This window comes from Rhodococcus sp. NPDC060176 (assembly GCF_042728675.1).
In the GTDB taxonomy this organism is placed as follows: domain Bacteria; phylum Actinomycetota; class Actinomycetes; order Mycobacteriales; family Mycobacteriaceae; genus Rhodococcus_F.
In genome coordinates this window covers 478,286-501,308 of sequence record NZ_JBHWYS010000001.1, presented here as the reverse complement: position 1 = coordinate 501,308, position 23,023 = coordinate 478,286, and the positions used below count along the sequence as shown (strand labels likewise).

Sequence of the window (23,023 nt, the reverse complement as noted above, 5' to 3'; positions counted from 1 at the left end):
TTCAGCCCTTCGGACGCTGGTCGATCAGGCGACGCGCTTTGCCGATCGAACGTTCGAGTCCGCCGGGTTCGAGGACGTTCACCTCGACCGTGACTCCTATCTTGTTCTTCACCAGCTTCTGCAACGCGGAAGACGCTGCCGCGTGATCCGAGACCGCTGCATCAGGGCGGGCCTCGACGCGAACCGTCAGGGTGTCCATTCGGCCCGGACGGTCCAGTACACACTGGAATTGGGGCGCCAGGGCAGGGACGGTCAGGATCAGTTCTTCGATCTGCGTGGGGAACAGATTGACTCCGCGCAGGATGATCATGTCGTCGGTCCTGCCGGTGACTTTCTGCATCCTTCGCATCGAGCGCGCCGTGCCGGGCAACAGTCGGGTCAGATCCCTGGTGCGGTAACGAATGATGGGCAGCGCTTCCTTGGTAAGCGAGGTGAAAACCAGCTCACCTTCCTCGCCGTCCGGCAGCACCTCGCCCGTGATCGGATCGATGATCTCCGGGTAGAAGTGATCCTCCCAGATATGAAGCCCGTCTTTGGTTTCCACACATTCCATTGCCACGCCCGGGCCCATGATCTCGGAGAGACCGTAGATGTCGACGGCATGCATGTCGAGTTGCTGCTCCAGCTCGGTCCGCATCTGTTCGGTCCACGGTTCCGCTCCGAAAACACCGACCCGCAGTGAGGTTTTGGAGGGATCGATACCCTTCTTGATCATCGCATCCACGATGGTCAGCATGTACGACGGAGTCACCATGATGGCGTCGGGTTCGAAATCCTCGATCAGCTGGATCTGCCGCTCGGTCATACCACCGGACATGGGAATGACCGTGCAGCCCAATCGCTCCGCGCCGTAGTGGACTCCCAGCCCGCCGGTGAACAGGCCGTATCCGTAAGCCACGTGCACCTTGTCCGAAGATCGCACGCCGCCGGCCGAGAGACTGCGGGCGATGAGATCGGCCCAGTTGTTCAGGTCGTTGCTCGTGTATCCCACCACCGTCGGGCGCCCGGTGGTTCCCGACGACGCATGAATCCGCGAAACCTGGTCCTGGGGCACCGCAAACATCTTGAACGGATAGTTCTCGCGCAGATCCGCTTTCGTGGTGAAGGGGAATTTCGCGAGATCGCTCAGGTCCTTCAAGTCACTCGGGTGAACGCCGGCGTCGTCGAACGCTTTGCGGTAGTGCGGAACATTTGTGTACGCGTGCATCAGGGACCACTGCATCCGCTCGAGTTGGAGCGTCGAAATGCGGTCCCGACTGGCAAATTCGATGTCTTGCGATGTAGCAGTGACGAGTTCGGTCATGATTGTCTCCGGTGGGCTCAGTGAGGGCGCTGTGCGGGCGGTCAGGCGTCGAAATCGACTGTTATCTGTTCACCGACAGGAAAGGTCTGGCAGGTCAGCACGAAACCCGCGTCGACTTCGTAGTCTTCGAGTGCGTAGTTCCTTCGCATCTCGACGTCACCGCAGGTGACCTTGGCACGGCAGGTGCCACAGACTCCGCCCTTGCACGCGAAGGGCAGATCCGATCGGTACTGTTCCGCTGCATCGAGAATCGACTGATCTCGCGGCAGTGTCGCGGTGGTCGATCGACCGTCGAGCGTGATGGTGACTTCACTGCCTGGCCCGGCTATTCCGGGCTCCCGATGCACGGCGACCGGCGGCGCGACATCGTCGACATAGAACAGCTCGTGATGAATGCGGTCCTTTGCAATTCCCAAGCCGGCCAGCACTTCCTGGGCGTCGTTGACCATCCCGAACGGGCCACATAACCAGAAGCCGTCGACCTGGTCGCAGGGAACCAGAGAGGTGAAGATCTCAAGCAACCGGTCGGCGTCGAGACGGCCCGAGAACAACTCGACCTCCCGTGGCTCGCGCGAGAGAACGTGAATGACGTCCAGACGCGCACCGTACCGGTCCTTCAGGTCGGCGATCTCTTCGGCGAACATCACCGAGCGCGTACGTCTGTTTCCGTACAGCAGGGTGACATCGGCCTCGGGGTTCGCCAAAAGTGTTGCCGCGATGGACAGCATGGGCGTGATGCCGGAACCTGCTGCGATAAGAACGTGTCGTCCTCCCAATGCGGGATCGGCGACAAAATTGCCCGAGGGGCCCTGCACGTCGATTTGATCCCCGGCCTTCACGTCGTGCACCAGCCAGGTGGAGAAGAGTCCGTCCGCTACTTCGCGGACCCCCACCCGGGGAGACGCCCCTACCGGTGCACAGATCGAGTACGAACGACGGTGCTCGACGCCGTCGATCATCCGCCGCAGTGTCAGCGACTGCCCGGCGCCGAAGTCGAATTGATCGGCGATGTCGGCGGGTACGTCGAAGGTGACGGCAACTGCGTCGTCGCACAGTGATTCGACATCTGTCACCGTCAACGGGTGAAAGGGTTTGTTCCGGTTCGTCGTTGCGGTACTCATCTGTTCAGATCTCCTTCACGTGATCGAACGGCTCGAGGCAGTCAAGGCAGCGATAGAGCGCTTTGCACAGGGTCGCACCGAATTCCGAACTCAGTCTGGTGTTTGCCGAACCGCACTGGGGGCACAGGATGTCGCGCGGCTTGGCCGTCAAGGTCAAGGCGATCGGGCCGGAGGTGCGACGCGGCGCGGCCCCCGGCACCGAGTACCCGGCCGTCCGCAGTTTCGCCAGTCCCTCTTCGCTGATCCAATCCGAACTCCAGGGTGGCGACAGTTGAGTCTTGATCTGGACGCTGCCGTACCCCGCGTCGGTCAGTTTGTGCTCGATGTCGTCTCGCATCGTTGCCATGGCGGGGCACCCGGAATAAGTGGGAGTGATTGTCACACAGACGAAGTTCGCGTCGACGTCGACCGATCGGATGACGCCGAGATCGGCCAAGGTCAACAGTGGCATCTCCGGATCCATCACCGAGGCGACGATCTCCTGCGCGGAAGAGACAGTAGCGGATGAGACGGTAGTGGCAGTCACGGTCACCACACCCCTTCCGGATGCCCCCGAGCAACGCTCTGCATTTCGGCGAGAAGCAGCCCCAGCGCCCCGGTGTGCAGTCCGGCACGCCCGCCGCGGCCGCCGACGAAACCGGAGAAACGTGCAGGGGGCTCTTCCATTTCGGCAGCGTGCAGGACCTGGGCAAGTACGGCGTCGAACTCCGGCCTGACAGTGCGCGGATCCACTCCGACACCAACTTCGGCCAAGACGAGTTCGTCCGGTGTGGGAACAAAGAGCTCGTCCACGAAAGGGAAGATCTCGAGCAGGGCGGCGGCGGACCGACGCTTGGATTCTGCTGTGCCGGCACCCAAGGTGACGACCCATCTTGCCGCGTAGTCGCGGTGGTAGGTCAGTTCTTTGACGCCCTTGTTCGCCACGGCCGCGAGGACCGGGTCCCGCGACGTGCGGAGCCGATCGAACAGCGCCAGCCGCCAGGTCGAGAACACGAGGAGCCGAACGACCGTGTGCGCGAAGTCACCGTTGGCGAGCTCCACCAGTCTCACGTTTCGGAAGCCGAACTGATCACGAAAGAACGCAAGCGCATCTTCAGCCGGCACGGGCGAGGTGGCCGAGATGAACGGAACCACAGTGGAATCGGCTGCTGCCGCGCGAGCCAGCAGCAGCCTGGCCTGTCCGATCAGATCCAGACCGACATTCGCGAGAGCTACCTCTTCTTCGAGTTCCGGTGCCCGCGTCGACCATTCGGCGAGGCGCTGCGAACTGACGAGCGCGTCGTCGCCGAGCATGAGGCAGTAGCGCGCCAGAGCACCGAGATCGACGTCATCCGGCACCGTGGTGTCGACTCCGGCGAGGGGGTCGTCGAAGCTGGTTCCGAACGCCCACTGACCGTGGCCGTCGCCGTCGACCAGGCCGTCGTAGGCACTGTCGTGATCGTTCATCTGGTTGGTCCTCGAAGTCGAAGTGGAGTCTCACATGTGGGGAACGGAGTCCGGGATGTCGTAGAAGGTCGGGTGCCGGTAGACCTTGTCCCCACTCGGTGCGAAGAACGGATCCTTCTCCGCCGGACTCGAAGCAACGATGTTCGAGGAAGGCACGACCCAGATGCTCACGCCTTCGTTACGTCTGGTGTAGACGTCGCGCGCGTGGCGTAGGGCCATCTGATCGTCCGCCGCACGCAGGGACCCGACATGCACGTGGTTCAGTCCGCGCTTCCCCCGCAGAAACACCTCGTACAAAGGCCATTCGCCCCGTACCTGATCGTTTTCGCTCATGATGTTTCCCCAGTCGTGAGATCGTGCGCGACTCTCTCGCGCTGTGCAAAGGCGTAGGCGGCGTCACGGACCCAGGCCCCGTTGTCGTGGGCAGCTTTCCGATTGGCGATCCGCTCGACGCTGGCCGCACCGTTACCGCGGACCACGTCCATGAATTCATTCCAGTCCGGCTCACCGAAATCGTGTGCACCACGTTCGGGGTTCCAGCGCAGATCGGGATCGGGGAAGCTCACACCGAGCACCTCGGCCTGCGGTATCGACATGTCGACAAATCGCTGTCGCAGTTCGTCGTTCGTGTGTCGCTTGATGCGCCACTTCATCGACTGTTCGGTGTTCGGCGACTCGTCGTCCGGGGGTCCGAACATCATCAGGGCGGGCCACCACCAGCGGTCGACGGCTTCCTGCACCATCGCGCGTTGAGCGTCCGTGCCTCGCATCATCGTCGCCAACAACTCGAAGCCTTGCCGCTGATGGAACGATTCCTCCTTGCACACACGGATCATCGCGCGTGCATACGGCCCGAAGGAGCTGCGGCACAGCGGAACCTGATTGCAGATGGCGGCTCCGTCGACCAGCCAGCCGATCACTCCCACGTCGGCGTAGGTAAGTGTCGGATAGTTGAAGATCGAGGAGTACTTCTGCTTTCCCTCGATCAGTTTGGTGGTCAGATCACCGCGATCGGCACCGAGCGTCTCGGCCGCGGAGTAGAGATACAAACCGTGCCCGGCTTCGTCCTGCACCTTCGCCATCAGGATCGCCTTGCGTCGCAGCGACGGCGCCCGGGTGAGCCAGTTTCCTTCGGGCTGCATCCCGATGATCTCGGAGTGCGCGTGCTGAGCAACCTGACGGATCAGCGTCTTGCGGTAGCCGTCCGGCATCCAGTCGCGAGGCTCGATGCGCTGGTCTGCCGCGATCGTCTCGTCGAACAAGTTCTGCAGGTCTTGTGGAGCTTCCACGTTGGTCATCGTACCTACCTTTTATTACCGAATGATCGGTTGGTAACTAGTATGCACCGAGGTGTCCAAGCGCACAAGAGAATCTTTCGGCGCAAGCGAATCAGCGGCCCCCGAAAACCGGCTTCTGCTTCGACAGGAACGCGGCGACGGCGCCTTGATGATCTGCCGTGGCACCCAACTCCACCTGCGCACTCGCCTCGGCCTCCAGCGCCTGGGGAAGCCCGGGAGCGCCAGCCCTGATCAGTGATTTCACGTGCGCGAAGGCGGCGGTGGGTCCGTCGGCAAGTCGACGGGCAACCGAGCGAGCCTCGGCCGCAACATCCTCATCGGCCACTACCCGATGGACCAATCCCCACTCCAACGCACTCTGCGCGTCGAACTTGTCGCCGAGCAACATCAGGCCACTGGCGCGGCTCGGTCCGAGCGCGTGCACGAGCGCATGACTGAGCCCGGAGTCACTCGCCAAACCGATGCCGGTGAATGCAGTCGCAAAGCTCGCGTGAGCCCCGACCACCCGGATGTCACCGGCCAACGCAATTCCCAACCCGGCCCCGACGCAAGCGCCGCCGATGCCCACCACCACCGGGACGGAGAGCGTCGACAGCGCAGTGACCATCGGGTTGTAGTGCGCCTCGACGGTGTCCATCGCGTGCACGGGATCAGCGTTCAGAGCTGCCGCGTGCTCGCCGAGATCCTGGCCGACGCAGAAGTTCTTACCTTCGGCGAGAATCAACAAGGCTCGCACGTCCGCGTCAGCGTGGACCTGCAGCAACGCTTCGAGTAGCTGAGCCTTCATCTCGCCGTTCACGGCATTGGCGGCCTTCGGCCGGTCGAGAGTGATTGTCGCCAGACCTTGCTCGATCTCCGTGCGGATCACGTCAGTCATCGATGTTCCCTTCGCAGGCGGTTCGGTTCAGTTCCACGTGTGAAAACCCTGTCCGCTCTTGCGCCCCAACTCGCCGCGCGCGACCTTCTCTCGCAACAGTGCGGGGGGTGCAAATCGATCACCGAGCGTGCTCGCAAGATGCTCGGCGATTGCCAGGCGCACGTCCAACCCGACCAGATCTGTCGAACGCAGCGGACCCATCGGATGCCGGTACCCCAATTCCATTGCGCGGTCGATGGATTCCGCGTCCGCTACACCTTCCTCGAGCATCCGAATGGCTTCGAGCCCAAGGCCGACACCAAGCCGGCTGGTCGCAAAGCCAGGTGAGTCGTTGACGAGCACCTCGGCTTTGCCGAGCATCGACACCCATGCTCTTACCGAGTCGACCACCTCGGGGCGGGTGTGCGGTGCCCGAACGATCTCGACCAACTGCGATGCCGGGACTGGATTGAAAAAGTGCATACCGATGAACCGTCCCGAGTCCGTCAGTGCTGCGCCGAGTTCGGCGATCGACATGGAACTGGTGTTGCTGGCGATCACGGTGTGTTCTCCGGCAACGGTTTCGGCAGCGGCGAGAACCTCGACTTTGAGCGCCGCGATTTCCGGGACCGCCTCGACGATCAGGTCGAGCGACGCCGGCAAGGAGGTCACTGCGTTCACGACGCTCACGCGCGCCAGCACCGTCGCGGTGTCCTGGCCGCCGAGCTTCCCTCGCTCATGGGCTCGATCGAGGCCGGTGGACACACGCTGCAACGCGGCCTCGGCGTCTCCACTCTCCGCGATGGTGACCACCCCGCCGAGCGCGGCGAACACCTGGGCGATACCCGCACCCATGCGTCCACCGCCGATGACGCCGACGGTCTTCGGTGCAACTGCTTCAGTCATGATTTCTTCTCCAGAAAGGCCGTCATGCGATCGCGCTTGTCCGAACTCTCGAACAGGACGGCCTGGGCGATGTCGTCGGCAAACGGATGCGATCCCGGCGCATCGACGATGATCTTGGTCAATTGCAGTGCCAGCGGGGACAGTCGGCCAATGCGGTCGAGCAGCCGATGCGCTGCGTCGACGTGGCTGTTCGGTTCGGTTACCTCGACGACCAGACCCGCTCGTAGCGCCTGCTCGGCGTCGAGGTTCCTGGCACCGAGGAGCACCTGCTTCGCGATCGAGACGCCGACGAGCTTCGGCAGCCGATAGCTGGCGCCGGCGGCCGCCATTATCCCGAGATTGGGCTCGGGATTACCGAAGACCGCCGTCGTCGTCGCGATGCGAATGTCGCAGGCGTAGGTCAACTCTGCCCCACCGCCGAGCGCGAAGCCGCTCACGGCGGCCACGGTGGGAAGCGGGAGCTTTCCGATGCGGTCGAACAGCGTGCGGTTGATACCCGCGAACGCTTCCTCTCGTCCGCGCTCGCGGAGCTCCGCGATGTCAGCGCCGCCCGCGAAGTGGTCCCCGCGCCCAGCAAGCAGGAGCAGCTTCGGATCCCGTTCGAGGCGTCCACAAACCTGATGCAGTTCGTCGATCATTTCCGCGTTGATCGCATTGCGTTGCGCGGGTCTGTCGAGGGTGACCACGACGCGATCCTCGCGCTCGTCCACGTGCAGGGTGTTCACATTCACTCCTTCTCGCTCTTCTACATTAGTAACCGAACATTCGGTCGTTTGGCAAGGGTGGGAACGAGGATGGTGCACAGCTTTGCCCGAACTGAGAAGATGGGGACATGACTACGGCACGCCCCACTCGACGCACCGGCCTCCCTGGACGTCCCGGCTACGACCTCGATTCACTCCTCGCCGTGGCCGTGAAGGTGTTCAACGACAAGGGCTACGACGGCGCCAGCATGGAGGTGCTCGCCAAGAAACTCGGCATCACGAAGTCCTCGATCTACCACCACGTGTCTGGAAAGTCAGAACTTCTCGAACTCGCCCTTTCGCGTGCACTCAACGCCCTGTTTGCGGTCACGACCGAAGAGGGCGCCACCACCGGTCCGTACATCGACCGGCTCGAGTACCTGGTCCGGCGCAGCGTAGAGGTGCTGGTCGCAGAGCTTCCGTACGTCACCCTGCTCCTACGCGTCCGTGGCAACACGACGGTCGAGCGCGCCGCACTCGCTCGTCGACGCGAATTCGACAACTTCGTCGGAGGCCTCGTCGCGTCCGCCGCAGCGGAGGGCGACCTGCGTCCGGACATCGAACCCGCCCTCGCCAGCAAGCTGATGTTCGGCACCGTCAACTCACTGATCGAGTGGTACAAACCCCGAGCAGGTGAGTCCGTCTCCGACATCGCCGACGCGGTCGTCGCTGTCACTTTCGACGGACTTCGCAAGGCCTGACTCCAGGCAGTTCTGCCGAATCCTTGACAACGCGGCGTTGCCGGGCGATCGTAATTACCGACCGAACGTACGGTGAGATGGAGTTGTCGTGAGCAGACTGTTGGAAAGCTATGTAGCCGGTCGCTGGTACGCCGCACCGGACGCAGGTACCGCGTTGCCGAGTGCAGTGGACGGATCCGAGGTGGCCCGGATCTCCGCCACCGGCGTCGACCTCGCCGAGATGGTTGCGTACGCACGCGACGTCGGCGGGCCTGCACTGTCAGCGATGACCTTCCACGAACGAGCCGGCGCACTCAAGGCTCTGGCCCTCACGTTGATGGCAGGGAAGGCCGAGTTCTACACACTCTCCACCGCCACCGGGGCGACGACGCGAGACTCCGGGGTGGACATCGACGGCGGGTTCGGAACATTGCTGAGCTACGCGAGCAAGGCTAGGCGCGAATTGCCCGACAGCACAGTGTTTCTGGACGGCAACGTCGAAACTCTGGGCAAGGGCGGAACTTTCCTCGGGCAACACATCTACACATCACGTCGCGGTGTCGCCGTGCAGATCAACGCCTTCAATTTCCCCGTGTGGGGATTCCTGGAGAAGCTGGCGCCGGCATTCATCGCGGGTGTGCCGTCCATCGTCAAGCCTGCCAGTTCCACGGCGTATCTCACCGAACTCGTCTTCCGGCGCATCATCGAATCAGGCTTGCTCCCCGAGGGTTCCGTCCAACTGCTCTCCGGTAGCGCACGCGGACTCCTCGATCACCTCGGCGGGCAGGATTCGGTTGCCTTCACCGGATCCGCCGATACCGCAGCAACACTGCGCGCTCACCCGAACGTCGTCGGCAAGGGTGTCCACTTCAATGCCGAGGCCGATTCACTCAACGCGTCGATCCTCGGTGAGGACGCCGTACCCGGAACTCCCGAATTCGATTTGTACGTCAAACAACTTGTCACCGAGATGACGGTCAAGGCGGGCCAGAAGTGCACAGCGATCAGGCGCGCGCTGGTCCCGGATTCCCTGGTCGACGCCGTCGTCGATGCCGTATCCGAGCGACTGAGCAAGGTGGTCGTCGGACACCCCGACACCGACGGTGTCACGATGGGTGCGCTCGCCAGCATCGAACAGCGCGACGAAGTCCTGAAATCCATTTGCGGCCTGACGAAGTCGGCGTCCATCGTGTTCGGAGACCCGGAGAACCTCGACGTGGTCGGTGCCGACGCCCGGTCCGGAGCCTTCCTTTCACCGATCCTCCTGCGTGCCGAGGACAATGCCCTCGAGGTGCACGAAGTGGAGGCATTCGGGCCTGTCAGCACCGTCATCGGTTACAACGGCATCGATCATGCGATCGAGCTCGCAGCCCGCGGTGAGGGCAGCCTCGTCGCCTCGGTGGTAACTGCCGACACGGACGTCGCACGTCGACTGGTACTGGGCCTGGCAGCTTTTCACGGCCGAGTTCTCGTCCTGAACCGCGACGACGCCAAGGAATCAACCGGTCACGGCTCTCCCCTCCCGGTGCTCGTACACGGCGGGCCCGGCCGCGCCGGTGGAGGTGAGGAGTTGGGTGGCATCCGCGGAGTTCTACACCACATGCAGCGCACCGCAGTTCAAGGCACGCCCGACGTACTCACCGCGGTCGGCGAGCGCTGGTTCACCGGTTCACAGCGCACCGTCGGATCCGAGCATCCTTTCCGAAAGAGTCTTGCCGAGTTGAAGATCGGCGACACGATTGTCGGCGGTCCGCGCCAGGTCACGCTCGCGGACATCGATCATTTTGCAGAGTTCACCGGTGACACCTTCTACGCGCACACCGATCCGGTTGCCGCCGCCGCGAATCCACTTTTCGGTGGCATCGTCGCGCACGGATACCTGGTTGTCTCGCTCGCTGCCGGCCTGTTCGTCGACCCCGCTCCCGGCCCGGTTCTCGCGAACTTCGGCGTGGACAACCTCAGGTTCCTGACCCCGGTCAAAGCCGAAGACAGCCTGACCGTCACCCTCACAGCCAAGACCATCACACCCCGCAGCAGCGCCGACTACGGTGAAGTTCGTTGGGATGCCGTCGTGACGAACCAGGACAGCGATCCAGTCGCAACGTACGACGTCCTGACGCTGGTAGCCAAGACTCTCCCCGAAGGGAATTGAAAGCACATGACCTATCGCGTAGCAGTGTGTTACGGACGCCCCACCGATCCGGAGGCTTTCGACAAGTACTACAACGACATCCACATTCCGCTCGCCCGCGCGGTTCCAGGGTTGTCGGACTTCACCTTCAGCAAGTGCTCGACACTCGATGGCTCCGACCCCGTTTTCTACGCCGTCGCCAACCTCGTGTTTCCCGATCTCGAGACGATGCAGAGCGGCCTGAAGTCCCCGGAGATGGGCGCCGCTGGAAGAGATGTCGCAAACTTTGCCACCGGCACGGTCGACATGTACGTCCAGGAAGTTGTCTCGGTCCTCTAGACCCCTGCAGTTCTCCGATCCCACAGGAGTTGTCTCGTGAGCACAGGAAGCATCACCGCCAGAGAGATGTTCGACGCGGACCAGGCGTCTCGGGCGCTCGGTATCGAGATTTTCGAACTGGCGCCAGGTAGCGCAACCGTGACCGTCACGGTGGGCGAGACCATGGTGAACGGTCACGGAATCACACATGGCGGTTATGTTTTCCTGCTCGCGGACACCGCGTTTGCGCTCGCCTGCAACGGCTACGAGGATTCAGCCGTTGCAGCGCGCGCGGACATCCGATTTCTCCGTCCAACACGCCTGGGCGACACCTTGACCGCGGTCGCCACCGAGAAGGCACGAGGGGGCCGAAGTGGGATCTACGACGTGACCGTTCGCAATGGCGACACCGTCGTGGCCGAGTTCCGCGGCGACAGTCGCACCATCACCCGCTGAAATTCAGCCCACGGTGTATCAGCCCACGGTGTATCAGCCCACGACGGGAAGTTCGAGGGGGCCGGACCCGTCGGCGAAGATCGTCACCGGCATCCCCTGCAGTCCTCCACGGAAACTGATGTCGCCACCCGTAATTGCCAGGCGAACGGAATGCCCCGGCTCGAATCTGTGCACTATCGCCGGCATCGTCACCGGTACGGGCTGCGACGCATCACTGATGCGAACAGGTGCGATGAGCCCGTTGATCAGCGACGACGTCCCGTCCGGTGCCACGTCGTAGAGCTTCGCGAACACCACCGGCTGTCCGGGCGCCGCAACACGCAGCGTCACAGTGGGGGCTCCCACCACGTCCATCGCCTCGGCCATCGGCGCAGTGGTCCAGAGCGCCTCGGTTCCCGGAATCTGTGCACTCGGAATGTTTCCGGCCGGATTGATATTGAGCGGCTCGACGCCTGTCGGGAGCCCACCCGGTGCAGTGACAATCGTCTTCGAACCAGGTACCGCCGGCGCGCCGTCCGGCAGCAGCCCCCCGTCAGCGGACAGATGGAAGGAGCGGGCGGTCCCGACGTCGACGGTGTCGGACGTCGCGTAGGCCGGCGCCGCGTTCCCCTCGTAGTCGATCCAGTTACGGAAGTATGCGAATTCCGGTCCGGTCTCCGTGTTCTCGTCCTTGAGGTAGTGATCGAACCAGTCCATGAAGCGACCGGTTTCGTACTGGGCGTCTTCGTCGGGTGCGGAGAAGCTGAATTCGCCCGGCGCAGCAGCCAAGTGACTGTGTCCCCACGAATGCCAGATCATCTTGGCGTCCACACCACGGGCTTTCAATGCGCCGTAGGTCGCGGTTGCCTCGTTCAGATCGAACAGGGTGTCTTGTTGTCCCTGTGCAAGCAGTACCGGGATATTGATCCGGTCGACAAACGACGATACCGACGACGCTCGGAGCTCACTTACTACTTGGGGTCCGATGTCACCAGTCACCACTGCCTCGGCGATCGCGTTGCACATGTACGGCACGTAGTTCGGGCAGCCGGGAAGTCGTGCGGGGTCGGCGATGTAACCGTCCACACCGGGGTTTGCAATGCCGGCACCGAAGAGCAGTGACGCAAAGAGCACTTTCGCGGCTCCCGGTTCAGCAGTCGACACACCGGAGATGATGCCGGTGCTGTTGGGCGCCAAGGAATAGGAGAGGTCGTTCCAGGTGATCATGGGGATGATCGTGTCGATACGGGGATCCACACTCGCGGCGGCGAATTGAATGCCACCGCCGTAAGAGCCACCCGTCATGCCGACCCGCGGATCGTTCGTCGACGGTGCACCGTTGTGGTCGACGGAGTCCTGCACCACCGCATTGAGCGCCGGATAGGGCTGTGTCAGAGCCTGGTCCGTGTACGCAATCCCCTCTTTGCCGCCGAGGAAACTGACCAACTGCGAAGCGGCGACGCCGTCGTATGCGGGAGAGTCGAGTGTGATCTTGCAACTCGAGCCGCCGAAGCCCAACCCCGAATACGTCAGTCCGACATACCCGTTCTCGGCGAAGTTCTGCAGAGCGGGAATCTGATCCTTGTACGAACCGCCGAACCCGTTGGTGGTCAGGATCGCGGGAGCCGGATTGTCCGCGTCGACGCCGTCGGGAACAAAAAGTTCACCGACGACGGTGCACGGCGTCGAGAGTTCAGGCCCGACATCGACCGAGAAGTACAGTAGCTGTGACGAATACGAGCCGTTCGGTGAATCCGCGAGCGCCGGCGGCGAAAAGCCGAGGGCACAAACCACGAGCGTGACGACACTGATCGCTATTCTCCGGCGCACCTGAAAACCGTACACCCGGATCTGTTCTCCACCAGTCGAATCGGGCGCGTGGCGCCTATCTTTTCCCAGCGAGCGCTACGTCGGGCGGGGTGGACCTCTACTTGACCGTCAAGGTGCCATGCATACTCGGATGGTAGGTGCAGTGGAACGTGTACGTCCCAGGCTCGTTCGGCACCGTGATGGTTTCCGACTCGCCAGCTTCGATGTCCTCGTTGAACAGTCCCGCGGTATCGGACGTCACCGAGTGCTCGACGGTGTCGTTGTTCTGAATGGTCAGTACCTGTCCAGGCATCACCGACTCCGGCGTCGAGTACTCGAAGCCGCTGATCACGATTCCCATCGACGACGCTCCCGGCGTCGACATACCCAGAGGCATGCTCGGCATCGACATGCTGGTCGGCTTGCTCGTCATCGTCATGCTGGTCATCGCCATGCCATTGTGATCTGCCGAATCGTTGCCCGACGAATCACCGTTGTCACTGCACGCGGTCAGTGCGAACACCGCCAGGATCAGCGCTGCGAGCACCGCGAGAATCCGCTTCATTGCTTCGCCTCCTGCTCGTTCCCCCGCAGTCTGCTGATTACCCGCCGCCTAGAGGGCCAAACAGCTCCGATGTGGTGCCTGCGACGCTGATAGTGCACGATTTCTGCACCACCTCCACTCGCGGACCGAAACTGAAGGACACAGCACAGATGGCCAAGATCAAACCGTCGAAGGCAGACAAGACGAAGGCGGCGGTAGCTTCAAAAGCGCCCGTGGCGAAGGCGCCCGCAGTGCTCTGGAAGGACCTACCGGACGAGCACGACTACCCCGCGGCCCGCGATTACCTCCAGTTGGGCGCCACACCGGTCCAGGTCCAAGCTCTCGTGTACGCCCTCAAGACGGCGACGCTGGTCTCGAAGAAGGCCAAGGACATCCTGCGGGCTGCCGGGCTACCCCTGCTTCCGGTCGACAACCCACACGTGGCTGCCGACCTGTTGAAGATCCGCAAGGGGATCGCGTTGTCACCGATCCTGCTGGTGCAGGGAGACTTCCGCGCCGGAGTACCGGCGCAGATCGCCGACGGCTACCACCGTGTCTGTGCGAGTTACCACGTGGACGAGAACACCGCCATCCCCGCGAAGATCGCACCCTCGACAGTTAACTCGTAGGTCGTCGATGACCTTCGGCATCCTTGCCCTCGTCGCCCTGGCCGGCATTCTCGGCCCACTGCTCGGCGCCCGCGTCAGCTGGCATGTCCCCGTGGTGGTCGGCGAACTCGCCGCCGGTGTCATCTTCGGTGTCACCGGTTTCGGGCTGCTCGACTCCTCCGACCGGACGTTCACATTCCTGGCCGATATCGGGTTCGCGCTCACGATGATGGTGGCCGGCTCGCACGTCCCGGTCCGCGATCCGGCAGTTCGGGCGGCAATAGGCAAGGGTGCCGCTCGCTCGGTCGTCGTCGGACTCCTGTCGGTTGTTGCCGGCTACGGTGCGGCGACGGCATTCGGCACCGGTCACGCCGCGCTGTATGCGGTCCTGATCGCGTCGTCGTCCGCGGCGTTGATTCTCCCCATCGTCGATTCGCTGGCGCTCGGAGGAACCTCGGTTCTGCAGATGACGGCCCAGGTCGCGATCGCGGATACTGTCTGCATTGTCGCGCTGCCGTTGGTGATCGATCCCGACAATGCCCCTCGCGCCGGCCTCGGCGCATTGGCGGTGGCGGCGTGTGCAATTGCCTTGTTCTTCGTACTGCGAGCTTTTCATCGTTCCGGCCATTGGCGAAAGCTCCACAAGTTCTCAGAGAAACGAAAGTTTGCACTCGAACTCCGGATCAATCTCGTGATCCTCTTCTCTCTTGCAGCGCTGGCGTCGAGTACCCACGTGTCGATCATGCTCGCGGGCTTCGCCTTCGGGCTCGTTCTTGCCGCGATCGGTGAACCCCGCCGCCTCGCCAAACAACTCTTCGCGATCACCGACGGCTTCTTCGCTCCCCTCTTCTTCGTCTGGCTGGGAGCGGCGATCAATCTGCGCGACCTCGTGACCCATCCGTCCGCCGTCTGGCTCGGATTGGCCTTGGGCGGCGCAACTCTCGTAGTTCACGCAGCGATACGAATCCTCGGCCTACCTCTCCCCTTGGGAGTGCTGTCCGCCGCACAACTGGGGGTACCCGTTGCCGCCGTAACGGTGGGCACCCAACTGGGAGTGATGGGCGAGGGTGAACCCGCTGCCATCCTCCTCGCCGCCATGATCACGATCGGTGCTGCAACACTGGCGGGTGCCGCCGCGTCGAAAGCTGGTCTCACGAAGCCTGCTTGACCGCGGCACGCTCCACCGTCAGCAAACTCTCCTCCGAATGTTCGGCGTGATACGCCGCGCCGCCGCCGCGGACACCGAAGAGTCGCTTGCTCCAGATCAGCCACACGACGGCAGCGATGTTCACCAATAGCAACCCGGCCCTCAACCACGTGATCTTCTCGGTCAATTCGTAGATTTCGAGGGGCAGGAACATGCTGGTCGCCACCACCGCGAAGTACTCGCCCCAGCGTTTGACCATCCACAGACCGACTGCCTCGATCACTTGAAGGCCCGCGTACACCAACAGACCGATCGCGATCCAGGTGAGCGTCGTCGACGACAACGAAAATGCCTGCTCGATGTGATGGACCAGTTTCGAATCGTCGATGTTCCAGCCCAGCTGACGGGCCAATGGTCTGACCAACGGTAACTCGTTCTCGAAGGCGTCCTCGACGCGTCCCTTCGACGATCTGAGTTTGAACACACCGATCGCCAGAAGAACCAAACCCAGGGCGCGGAACATTCTCTCGGTGGCGAGAAGTCGCATGATCAACCTGTCGCGAAGCAGGCGACCCCGCGGAACCTCGGGGGCGGCGTCAGCCGGTCCGGATGCCCGGGGCGCTCCCGGGACGAAGTTGCCGCAACGTAGGCACCGCCACGCCTGACCCACCGCAGTATCCACATGTAGTCGATCCCGCAGTTCCGGTTCGTCCGGAGCGTAGGTCTCGTGACCGTGCCAACTGCACGAGCGCAATGCGAAGTCCACGGGTGAACTCTATGCCGCATATGCCCGGTAGCGTGGATACCCGCTGACCGTGCACTTCGAACGACGAGGATTCCGATGACTACCACCAAGATCGAAACCCGGCATGGCGTCATGGCCGTCGACGACAGTGCCACCGACGGTTTCCCGGTTGTCTTCATCCACGGAAACTCGGCCAGTCGCTCCATCTTCCGCAACCAGGTCGACGCCGACTGGGCCGCCGGCTACCGCATGATCACGCTGGACCTACTCGGTCACGGTGATTCCGAGGACGCGAGCGACCCCGAAGCCGCGTACACGCAGAACGGCTACGCCGACGCCATCGTCGATGTTCTGACCGAACTCGCCGTCGAACGGGCTGTGGTTGTCGGTTGGTCGCTGGGCGGACACATCGCCCTCGAGTTGATCGCGAAGTTCCCCGGGCTCGCTGGAATCGTCATCACCGGTACGCCGCCGGCCAATCCCGAGACGCTCGGCGACGCGTTCAATGCCGGCGACGGATTGTCCATCGGCGGTACCGAGGTCATCACCGAACGGGAAGCCGAACTCTACGCTCGGATGACCGCAGTTCCCTTCGAACAGGCGGCCCTCGACGCCGCGATACGCACGGACGGTCGCGCTCGCAAGATCATGTTCGACGCGTTCGGAGCTGGCCGCGAATCGGATCAGAAGGCTCTGGTTGCAACGGCGTCTGTGCCACTTGCGGTGATCGACGGCGCCAGGGACCCGTTCGTGAACACGTCGTATGTCGCGTCGTTGACCTTCGCGAATCTCTGGGAGGGCACGTATCACGTGATTCCCGGTGTTGGTCATGCAGCGTTCTGGGAAGCCCCTGAGGTGTACAACCCACTGTTGCAACGATTCCTCGGCAGTTTCGCCCAGTAACCTGCTGGACGCGGCGTCCTATGAGATAGAAGCCACTCGACAATCCGGCCATGTCCGGATTGTTTATCGCCGCCCTACAGTTCGGAAAACGACTGGAGGCACTGCGATGACCATTCTCGAGCACGGCACGGAAACGTGCATCGGTGGACCGACCCTTCCCCAGATACGACGCCTCGTCACCGAAGTGCCTGGCCCCAACTCGCGCGCTTTGGCCGAGCGCCGGAGCGCCGCACTGCCGGCCGGACTGACCAGCGGATCCAGCATTTACGTTGCTGCAGCGGGCGGAGGAGTTGTCGTCGACGTCGACGACAACTCGTTCATCGACTTCGGCAGCGGCATCGCCGTGACCACCGTCGGAAACAGCGCGCCGCGCGTGGTCGAACGCACCACGCGCCAGCTCGGTCAGTTCACCCACACGTGTTTCCTCGCAAACCCCTACGAGGGGTATGTCGAGGTCTGCGAAGCGCTCAACCGCCTGACCCCGGGAGATCACGAGAAGCGAACAGCGCTGTTCAACACCGGCAGCGAGGCGCTCGAGAACGCCGTGAAATACGCACGTGCCGCCACCGGTCGCCCGGCAGTTGTCGTCTTCGACCATGCATTCCACGGTCGCACGTTGATGACGATGACGATGACAGCCAAGAACCAGCCGTACAAGGCCACATTCGGCCCGTTCGCGCCAGAGGTCTACCGCGTTCCGATGGCCTACCCCTACCGTTGGCCGAGCGGCCCCGAAAATGCGGCCGACGAAGCATTCGCCCAGTTCCGTCTTGCGATCGACACTCAGATCGGTGCCGAAGCGGTAGCCGCTGTGGTCGTGGAACCGATTCAGGGTGAGGGCGGTTTCATCGTTCCCGCTCCGGGATTCCTGAAGCGCATCTCGGAATTCTGCCGTGAGCGCGGCATTCTCGTCGTCGCGGACGAGGTCCAGACCGGTATCGCACGAACCGGAGCCTGGTTCGCCAGCGAGAGTGAGGACTTCGTCCCCGACATCATCACAACCGCAAAAGGTCTCGCCGGCGGAATGCCACTCGCCGCCGTGACCGGCCGAGCCGACGTCATGGACGCCGCGCATCCCGGTGGTATCGGCGGTACCTACAGCGGCAATCCTGTTGCCTGCGAGGCCGCCCTGGCAGTTTTCGAGACGATCGAGACGGAAGGGCTCCTCGACCGCGCCAAGAACATCGGTGACATTCTGACCACAGGGCTGTCCGAAATCGCCTCGGACACAAACATAATCGGCGACATTCGTGGACGCGGCGCCATGGTTGCAATTGAACTCGTCCACGACGAGGACAAGACTCCGAATCGCGAGGCCGTCGTCCAGATCGTCAACTACGCCCACGCGCACGGTCTCCTTCTCCTCACCGCCGGCACCTACGGAAACGTCGTCCGATTCCTCCCGCCGCTGAGCATCTCCGACGAGTTGCTGACCGAAGGACTCGGTATCCTTCGCGACGCTGTGGCCGCAGTCCGATGAGCGTCACCGTGCGCAGCTTGATCGGCGGAGCTTGGGTCACGGGCAGCGAAGGCACACTGACGGACACCAACCCGGCGCGTCCCGACGAGGTTGTCGCCACCGGCGGCCGCGCCGGTGCCTCCGAAATGGCGACCGGCGTTCGCGTCGCCCGCATCGCCGCGAACGACTGGGCTCGCCTGCCGATGTCCGCACGCGGCGCATACCTCACTCGCGCAGCGGAAATCATCGAATCCAACGCCGAGGCCTGGGGCGAAGAACTCACCCGCGAAGAAGGGAAAACGCTGGCCGAGGGTATCGGAGAAGTGCGCCGGGCAGCGCAGATTCTGCGTTACTACGGCAACGCCGCCCACCGCGAGAGCGGAACGGTGTATTCCTCCCCACGTAGCAGCGAGCAGATTCTCGTCACTCGCAAACCTCTCGGCGTGGTGGGCGTCGTCACGCCGTTCAACTTCCCGATCGCGATCCCGGCATGGAAGATTGCGCCTGCCTTGGTGTACGGAAACACCGTCGTCTGGAAACCCGCTGCCGCGGTGCCCCTTCTGGCCTTCCGTCTCGCGCAGGCAATGACCGAAGCCGGCCTACCCGACGGAGTCCTGAACATGATCCTCGGCGACAGCGCAGCCGGTGAAGCGCTGGTCGATCACCCGGACCTCGACGCCGTCACCTTCACCGGTTCCACCGGCGTCGGCCGAAAGATCGCGGGATCTGCTGCGGCGCGCGGAGTTCCGGTACAGGCGGAAATGGGTGGAAAGAACGCAGCAGTCGTACTTGCCGACGCAGATCTGGAGCTTGCGGTCGAGCAGGTCATGCTGGGCGCATTCCGGTCAACCGGCCAGAAATGCACGGCCACTTCACGTCTGGTGCTCCATGAATCCATCGCCGAGGAATTCCTGGCGAGGCTGACCGTCGAAGTCAAGGAACTGAGAGTCGGAGATCCACTCGATCCCGACGTCACGACAGGTCCCGTGATCAGCGCATACGCGCAGCAGTCGATCAGCGAGGGGATCAATCGAGCCATCGGCGGCGGCGCCAGAGTTGTGGCCACCGCCGAAGCGCCGCAGTCGGGCTACTACGTCGAGCCGACAGTGCTGGAACTACCGGCGAGCACCGAACTGTGGTTCGAGGAACTCTTCGGCCCGGTTCTGGCGGTGCAGCAGGCAGCAACAACTGCAGACGCATTCCGCCTGGCGAACGAGGGCGAATTCGGTTTGTCCGCAGCGTTGTTCACGCAAGACCTGACCAGTGCGCTTGCCGGTATCGACGACCTGGACGTGGGGATCCTGCACGTCAATTCGGAATCGGCGGGCGCTGATCCCCACGTGCCCTTCGGCGGCGCGAAGAGGAGTGGATACGGGCCCAAGGAACAAGGCGACGCAGCGCGAGAGTTCTTCACTCACACCACCACCGTCTATCTCAGGGGCGGCCGAGCGTGATCTGAATTCGATTCCGCCTGCAGCAGTTCACGAGCTTTGAGTGCAATCCACAACTCGGACCGCGTGTGGGCGGAATCGAGATCTCGGCCGATCAACTCGGCAACCTTGTCCATGCGGTTACGCAGCGTGTGCCGGTGAACACCCAACTGCGCTGCAGCGGACTCCCATTGACCATTGTGGTGCAGGAACGCTTCGATCGAGTCCACCAAACGAGAACCGTTCTCGGCGTCGTAGCCTTCCAGCACACCGAGGCCGCCGGCCGCGATCGACTGCAGAACATCGTTCGACTGCACACTCAACAAGAGACTGAAAGTCCCGAGTTCCGAGAACGGAACGAGCGTGTGTCCTTCGACCTGCCCCACTTTGGCAGCAGAGACGGCCTCGCGCAGACTGGCTGCTACACCGCTCATCTTCCGGACGCCACCGATTCCACCGTTGATACCCCGGCGCGAATTCTCCCGCACTCTCGCATAGACACTACGCGTGACCTTTTCCGCAACTTCACTTTTCACGACGAACCACACACCGGCTCCGTCACTCAGCGGAGCCAAAAGGTACGGCACCGACTCTTCTTTCAAGGCCGCTGAAGTGATGTCGGTTGCCGCCAGCAACGGTCCGACATCGGTCAAGGCAGTTGCCACCACCGTGGTTTCGGATTCGAATCCGAAGTACCGCAACAGACTTTCGTCGACGTCACCGCCGGCCTGGCGCACCATCGTCGTAACTGCCAACCTCAGCCGCTGTTCGGCATCGACAACCCGCAACGGCTTGGCAAGCTCGATGGTCAACAGCGACACCGTGTGGCCGACCAACAATCGCTCGGACTGATCCAAGGCGGCGTCGGACGCCACGGCCAGCGTGCCGCTCACGGCAAGACGGTGAATGGCCAGGTGACCGTCGTCGTCCACCACGACCCGGCTGCGCTCCTTACCTGATCGCTCCCTGATACGTTCGGGCAGAGACGAACTCGCACCTTCCGTCAGAGCCAGCACCGCTCCGTCCCGATCGAGAACACACACTGCTGCATGTACCGCTCGACCCAGGGCAGTGATCAGAGCCGGCACCCCGTCGAGCAGGGCACGCGCCAACTTCTCCTGCGCGTCGACCACCGCCTGCACCGTTCGTATCTGGTCGGCGGTCAGTTCGTCGATCACGGCCCGCGAGATGGCGATGAACGGCGTCTCCTTGGCGACGGAAAGCACGGCAAAACCCAGTTCGTCGCCGGCCCTGATGATCGCGTCCGGCACCCTCTCGTGCACGGTGCCGGTGTCGAACGCCAGTGCCACCGCACCGGTCTGCGCAATGCGCTCGACGTACTCGTATTGCTTTGTCGCCGAACGCGGAAGGTGCAGCCCCGTCGTCATGACAAGCTCTCCACCAGCGAGCCACTGGGTCGGATCCTGCAATTCGATTGCGTGCGCCCAACTGATCGACAGATCTACGTCGTCGTGACCTGCAACGATCGTGAGGCCGAGCGAGGGGGTGGCTGCCAGCCGCCGGACCGTCATCGGCATTACCGCAACCTCCGAAGACAGTGGACCGAAAGGCAGTGGACAGAACTGACAGTTTCCAGTTCAGATTTGTACATCAAGTCCATGTTCTGGATCACACGATGAGCTTAGCGTCTCTCCGACAGAACTGATCGCGTCATGCAATAGGAGCTGAGCCCAGATGCCCGACAGCAGCACCGAAACAGCCGAAGCCGCCACCGTTCATTCGACACTCAAAACAGGCTTGAAGAAGCGCCACCTGACCATGCTTTCCATGGGCGGCGTCATCGGCGCCGGTTTCTTCGTCGGGCTGAGCGGAATCATCAACCAGGCCGGCCCCGGCGCAGTCATCACGTGCGCGATCTGCGGCATCATCGTGTTCCTGGTGATGCGCATGCTCGGTGAAATGGCCGTGGCCAAGCCGTGCACGGGATCGTTCACCGAGTACGCACGCATGGCGTTGGGCGACTGGGCGGGTTTCACCACAGGCTGGCTCTACTGGTATTTCTGGGTGATCGTCGTCGGCATCGAATCCGTCGTCGGAGCAACCTTGCTCTCCCGGTGGATCCATGGTGTCCCGCTCTGGCTCATGTCAGCGGTACTCCTGTTGGTGATGACCGGGGTCAATCTTCTCTCCGTCAGCAACTTCGGCGAGGCTGAATACTGGTTTGCGGGTATCAAGGTCGCCGTCATCATCGGCTTCATCGTGCTCGGCAGTCTGTTCGTCTTCGGCATCTGGCCCGGCAGTGAAGTCGATTTCCGCAATCTGACCGGCCACGGAGGATTTCTGCCGAACGGCTTCACCCCCGTACTGGTGGGCGTTGTCGCCGTGATCTTCTCCATGACCGGAGCCGAGCTGGTCACGATCGCCGCAGCGGAATCCGCCGAACCGGCCGGAGCGATCAGGCGAGCCACGAACACCGTCGTCTTCCGCATTCTCGCCTTCTTCGTTGTCGCCACCTTCCTCCTCGTGACGATGCTGCCGTGGGATTCGTTCGTCGTCGGCGATTCTCCGTTCATCTCCGCACTCGATCTGCTCGGAATTCCCGGCGCCGCCGACATTCTCAATCTCGTGGTTCTGGTCGCGGTGCTGTCCTGCCTCAACTCCGGCCTGTACACGGCGTCACGGATGCTCTTCGCCCTATCCGTCTACAACGACGCGCCGGCCTGGATGACACGGACCAACAGCCGCGGCGTGCCGGTGAAGGGCGTACTCGCATGCACCGTGGCCGGGTACTTCTGTATCGCGGCCGGCTACATCTGGCCGGACACGATTTTCTTGTTCCTCGTGAATTCGTCCGGCGCAATCTGCTTGTTCGTTTACATCCTGATCTGTGTATCCGAACTACGCCTCCGACGCCGATGGGAACGCGAAAGCCCCGAGATTCTGAAATTCCGCGTCTGGCTGTATCCCGGCTTGCCGATAGTGGTCACTGGTCTGATTCTCGTGATCCTGGTGGGAATGGGTCTCAACGAACCCACGCGCGCGGAATTCGTCCAAAGCCTGGTCGCTCTGGGAGTTATCCTCGTCGCTTACGTCGTGAGAAAGTCTCGTACGCGAAAAGACGTATCGTTCGCGACCGACTCGAACAACGCACACCGCAGTTCGAAGAAGGCTTGAAACAAG

23 protein-coding genes are annotated in these 23,023 nt (G+C 62.7%); 10 read left to right on the top strand and 13 right to left on the bottom strand.

Annotation, left to right across the window (positions count from 1 at the left end; genetic code table 11):
* Position 1 precedes the first annotated feature (1 nt).
* The 9 genes from paaK to ACFWEM_RS02240 form a co-directional block, all read right to left on the bottom strand.
* Entirely contained in the window at positions 2-1,303 is a 1,302-nt protein-coding gene (paaK, locus tag ACFWEM_RS02280; RefSeq protein ID WP_378530771.1) for a phenylacetate--CoA ligase PaaK, read from the bottom strand.
* Positions 1,304-1,344: 41 nt separating this feature from the next.
* The gene (gene paaE, locus ACFWEM_RS02275) at positions 1,345-2,424 is read right to left on the bottom strand and encodes a 1,2-phenylacetyl-CoA epoxidase subunit PaaE (protein WP_378530769.1); all 1,080 of its coding nucleotides are present in this window, start codon (positions 2,422-2,424) and stop codon (positions 1,345-1,347) included.
* Positions 2,425-2,428: 4 nt separating this feature from the next.
* A complete protein-coding gene (paaD, locus tag ACFWEM_RS02270) occupies positions 2,429-2,887 on the bottom strand; it encodes a 1,2-phenylacetyl-CoA epoxidase subunit PaaD (RefSeq protein ID WP_378532715.1) in 459 nt (152 codons plus the stop codon).
* Between the two features lie 65 nt (positions 2,888-2,952).
* Entirely contained in the window at positions 2,953-3,870 is a 918-nt protein-coding gene (gene paaC / locus ACFWEM_RS02265; protein WP_378530767.1) for a 1,2-phenylacetyl-CoA epoxidase subunit PaaC, read from the bottom strand.
* 30 nt (positions 3,871-3,900) lie between these two features.
* On the bottom strand, positions 3,901-4,203 hold the full coding sequence (gene paaB / locus ACFWEM_RS02260) for a 1,2-phenylacetyl-CoA epoxidase subunit PaaB (RefSeq protein WP_378530765.1): 303 nt from the start codon (positions 4,201-4,203) through the stop codon (positions 3,901-3,903).
* A complete protein-coding gene (paaA, locus tag ACFWEM_RS02255) occupies positions 4,200-5,168 on the bottom strand; it encodes a 1,2-phenylacetyl-CoA epoxidase subunit PaaA (protein ID WP_378530763.1) in 969 nt (322 codons plus the stop codon). Before paaA ends, paaB begins: the two co-directional genes overlap by 4 nt.
* 91 nt (positions 5,169-5,259) lie before the next feature.
* Complete coding sequence (locus ACFWEM_RS02250; RefSeq protein ID WP_378530761.1) at positions 5,260-6,045, bottom strand: enoyl-CoA hydratase/isomerase family protein; 786 nt, start codon at positions 6,043-6,045, stop codon at positions 5,260-5,262.
* 27 nt (positions 6,046-6,072) lie between these two features.
* Positions 6,073-6,930 carry a 3-hydroxyacyl-CoA dehydrogenase family protein gene (locus ACFWEM_RS02245; protein ID WP_378530759.1) on the bottom strand — a complete coding sequence of 286 codons (858 nt, stop codon included), beginning with the start codon at positions 6,928-6,930 and terminating at the stop codon, positions 6,073-6,075.
* Positions 6,927-7,655, bottom strand: coding sequence for an enoyl-CoA hydratase/isomerase family protein (locus ACFWEM_RS02240; RefSeq protein ID WP_378530757.1), 729 nt, complete (start codon positions 7,653-7,655; stop codon positions 6,927-6,929). Before ACFWEM_RS02240 ends, ACFWEM_RS02245 begins: the two co-directional genes overlap by 4 nt.
* A 107-nt stretch (positions 7,656-7,762) precedes the next feature.
* On the opposite strand from ACFWEM_RS02240, the gene ACFWEM_RS02235 reads away from it, so the two are divergent.
* The 4 genes from ACFWEM_RS02235 to paaI all read left to right on the top strand — a co-directional run bounded on the left by ACFWEM_RS02235 (position 7,763) and on the right by paaI (position 11,258).
* On the top strand, positions 7,763-8,374 hold the full coding sequence (locus ACFWEM_RS02235) for a TetR/AcrR family transcriptional regulator (protein WP_007730612.1): 612 nt from the start codon (positions 7,763-7,765) through the stop codon (positions 8,372-8,374).
* A gap of 88 nt (positions 8,375-8,462) precedes the next feature.
* Positions 8,463-10,505, top strand: a complete 2,043-nt coding sequence (paaZ, locus tag ACFWEM_RS02230) for a phenylacetic acid degradation bifunctional protein PaaZ (RefSeq protein WP_378530755.1) — start codon at positions 8,463-8,465, stop codon at positions 10,503-10,505.
* A gap of 6 nt (positions 10,506-10,511) precedes the next feature.
* Entirely contained in the window at positions 10,512-10,823 is a 312-nt protein-coding gene (locus ACFWEM_RS02225) for an EthD family reductase (RefSeq protein ID WP_378530753.1), read from the top strand.
* Positions 10,824-10,889: 66 nt separating this feature from the next.
* Positions 10,890-11,258, top strand: a complete 369-nt coding sequence (paaI, locus tag ACFWEM_RS02220; RefSeq protein ID WP_378532713.1) for a hydroxyphenylacetyl-CoA thioesterase PaaI — start codon at positions 10,890-10,892, stop codon at positions 11,256-11,258.
* Between the two features lie 33 nt (positions 11,259-11,291).
* On the opposite strand, the gene ACFWEM_RS02215 is transcribed toward paaI, so the two are convergent.
* Together ACFWEM_RS02215 and ACFWEM_RS02210 are read right to left on the bottom strand one after the other, a co-directional pair.
* Positions 11,292-13,082: a CocE/NonD family hydrolase gene (locus tag ACFWEM_RS02215; RefSeq protein WP_378530750.1), complete on the bottom strand. Its 1,791-nt coding sequence runs from the start codon at positions 13,080-13,082 to the stop codon at positions 11,292-11,294.
* A gap of 82 nt (positions 13,083-13,164) precedes the next feature.
* Complete coding sequence (locus tag ACFWEM_RS02210; RefSeq protein WP_378530748.1) at positions 13,165-13,611, bottom strand: cupredoxin domain-containing protein; 447 nt, start codon at positions 13,609-13,611, stop codon at positions 13,165-13,167.
* A gap of 149 nt (positions 13,612-13,760) precedes the next feature.
* On the opposite strand from ACFWEM_RS02210, the gene ACFWEM_RS02205 reads away from it, so the two are divergent.
* Both ACFWEM_RS02205 and ACFWEM_RS02200 read left to right on the top strand, forming a co-directional pair.
* A complete protein-coding gene (locus tag ACFWEM_RS02205) occupies positions 13,761-14,219 on the top strand; it encodes a hypothetical protein (protein ID WP_378530746.1) in 459 nt (152 codons plus the stop codon).
* 7 nt (positions 14,220-14,226) lie between these two features.
* Positions 14,227-15,366 (top strand): cation:proton antiporter, encoded by a 1,140-nt coding sequence (locus ACFWEM_RS02200; RefSeq protein WP_378530744.1) that lies wholly within the window; start codon positions 14,227-14,229, stop codon positions 15,364-15,366.
* Here the strand turns inward: ACFWEM_RS02200 and ACFWEM_RS02195 are convergent.
* Complete coding sequence (locus ACFWEM_RS02195) at positions 15,350-16,111, bottom strand: DUF2127 domain-containing protein (protein WP_378530742.1); 762 nt, start codon at positions 16,109-16,111, stop codon at positions 15,350-15,352. The two genes, ACFWEM_RS02200 and ACFWEM_RS02195, sit on opposite strands and share 17 nt — an antisense overlap.
* 75 nt (positions 16,112-16,186) lie before the next feature.
* On the opposite strand from ACFWEM_RS02195, the gene ACFWEM_RS02190 reads away from it, so the two are divergent.
* From ACFWEM_RS02190 to ACFWEM_RS02180, 3 genes are all read left to right on the top strand, one after another.
* Entirely contained in the window at positions 16,187-16,993 is an 807-nt protein-coding gene (locus ACFWEM_RS02190; RefSeq protein WP_378530740.1) for an alpha/beta fold hydrolase, read from the top strand.
* Positions 16,994-17,099: 106 nt separating this feature from the next.
* Positions 17,100-18,473, top strand: coding sequence for a 4-aminobutyrate--2-oxoglutarate transaminase (gene gabT, locus ACFWEM_RS02185; protein WP_378530738.1), 1,374 nt, complete (start codon positions 17,100-17,102; stop codon positions 18,471-18,473).
* The gene (locus tag ACFWEM_RS02180) at positions 18,470-19,906 is read left to right on the top strand and encodes an aldehyde dehydrogenase family protein (protein ID WP_378530736.1); all 1,437 of its coding nucleotides are present in this window, start codon (positions 18,470-18,472) and stop codon (positions 19,904-19,906) included. Before gabT ends, ACFWEM_RS02180 begins: the two co-directional genes overlap by 4 nt.
* On the opposite strand, the gene ACFWEM_RS02175 is transcribed toward ACFWEM_RS02180, so the two are convergent.
* Positions 19,882-21,420 carry a PucR family transcriptional regulator gene (locus ACFWEM_RS02175; RefSeq protein ID WP_378530734.1) on the bottom strand — a complete coding sequence of 513 codons (1,539 nt, stop codon included), beginning with the start codon at positions 21,418-21,420 and terminating at the stop codon, positions 19,882-19,884. The genes ACFWEM_RS02180 and ACFWEM_RS02175 overlap by 25 nt on opposite strands.
* 157 nt (positions 21,421-21,577) lie before the next feature.
* On the opposite strand from ACFWEM_RS02175, the gene ACFWEM_RS02170 reads away from it, so the two are divergent.
* Positions 21,578-23,017, top strand: a complete 1,440-nt coding sequence (locus ACFWEM_RS02170; protein ID WP_378530732.1) for an amino acid permease — start codon at positions 21,578-21,580, stop codon at positions 23,015-23,017.
* Positions 23,018-23,023 lie beyond the last annotated feature (6 nt).

What these genes read in the sequence shown, in the direction of transcription:
- ACFWEM_RS02200 (WP_378530744.1), top strand. Translation starts at nt 14,227, where the DNA reads ATGACCTTCGGCATCCTTGCCCTCGTCGCCCTGGCCGGCATTCTCGGC.
- ACFWEM_RS02180 (WP_378530736.1), top strand. Translation starts at nt 18,470, where the DNA reads ATGAGCGTCACCGTGCGCAGCTTGATCGGCGGAGCTTGGGTCACGGGC.
- paaE (WP_378530769.1), bottom strand. Translation starts at nt 2,424, where the DNA reads ATGAGTACCGCAACGACGAACCGGAACAAACCCTTTCACCCGTTGACG.
- ACFWEM_RS02245 (WP_378530759.1), bottom strand. Translation starts at nt 6,930, where the DNA reads ATGACTGAAGCAGTTGCACCGAAGACCGTCGGCGTCATCGGCGGTGGA.
- paaI (WP_378532713.1), top strand. Translation starts at nt 10,890, where the DNA reads ATGTTCGACGCGGACCAGGCGTCTCGGGCGCTCGGTATCGAGATTTTC.
- paaA (WP_378530763.1), bottom strand. Translation starts at nt 5,168, where the DNA reads ATGACCAACGTGGAAGCTCCACAAGACCTGCAGAACTTGTTCGACGAG.
- ACFWEM_RS02175 (WP_378530734.1), bottom strand. Translation starts at nt 21,420, where the DNA reads ATGCCGATGACGGTCCGGCGGCTGGCAGCCACCCCCTCGCTCGGCCTC.
- ACFWEM_RS02250 (WP_378530761.1), bottom strand. Translation starts at nt 6,045, where the DNA reads ATGACTGACGTGATCCGCACGGAGATCGAGCAAGGTCTGGCGACAATC.
- ACFWEM_RS02210 (WP_378530748.1), bottom strand. Translation starts at nt 13,611, where the DNA reads ATGAAGCGGATTCTCGCGGTGCTCGCAGCGCTGATCCTGGCGGTGTTC.
- gabT (WP_378530738.1), top strand. Translation starts at nt 17,100, where the DNA reads ATGACCATTCTCGAGCACGGCACGGAAACGTGCATCGGTGGACCGACC.
- paaB (WP_378530765.1), bottom strand. Translation starts at nt 4,203, where the DNA reads ATGAGCGAAAACGATCAGGTACGGGGCGAATGGCCTTTGTACGAGGTG.
- paaC (WP_378530767.1), bottom strand. Translation starts at nt 3,870, where the DNA reads ATGAACGATCACGACAGTGCCTACGACGGCCTGGTCGACGGCGACGGC.
- ACFWEM_RS02190 (WP_378530740.1), top strand. Translation starts at nt 16,187, where the DNA reads ATGACTACCACCAAGATCGAAACCCGGCATGGCGTCATGGCCGTCGAC.
- ACFWEM_RS02205 (WP_378530746.1), top strand. Translation starts at nt 13,761, where the DNA reads ATGGCCAAGATCAAACCGTCGAAGGCAGACAAGACGAAGGCGGCGGTA.
- ACFWEM_RS02170 (WP_378530732.1), top strand. Translation starts at nt 21,578, where the DNA reads ATGCCCGACAGCAGCACCGAAACAGCCGAAGCCGCCACCGTTCATTCG.
- paaD (WP_378532715.1), bottom strand. Translation starts at nt 2,887, where the DNA reads ATGGATCCGGAGATGCCACTGTTGACCTTGGCCGATCTCGGCGTCATC.
- ACFWEM_RS02235 (WP_007730612.1), top strand. Translation starts at nt 7,763, where the DNA reads ATGACTACGGCACGCCCCACTCGACGCACCGGCCTCCCTGGACGTCCC.
- ACFWEM_RS02225 (WP_378530753.1), top strand. Translation starts at nt 10,512, where the DNA reads ATGACCTATCGCGTAGCAGTGTGTTACGGACGCCCCACCGATCCGGAG.
- paaK (WP_378530771.1), bottom strand. Translation starts at nt 1,303, where the DNA reads ATGACCGAACTCGTCACTGCTACATCGCAAGACATCGAATTTGCCAGT.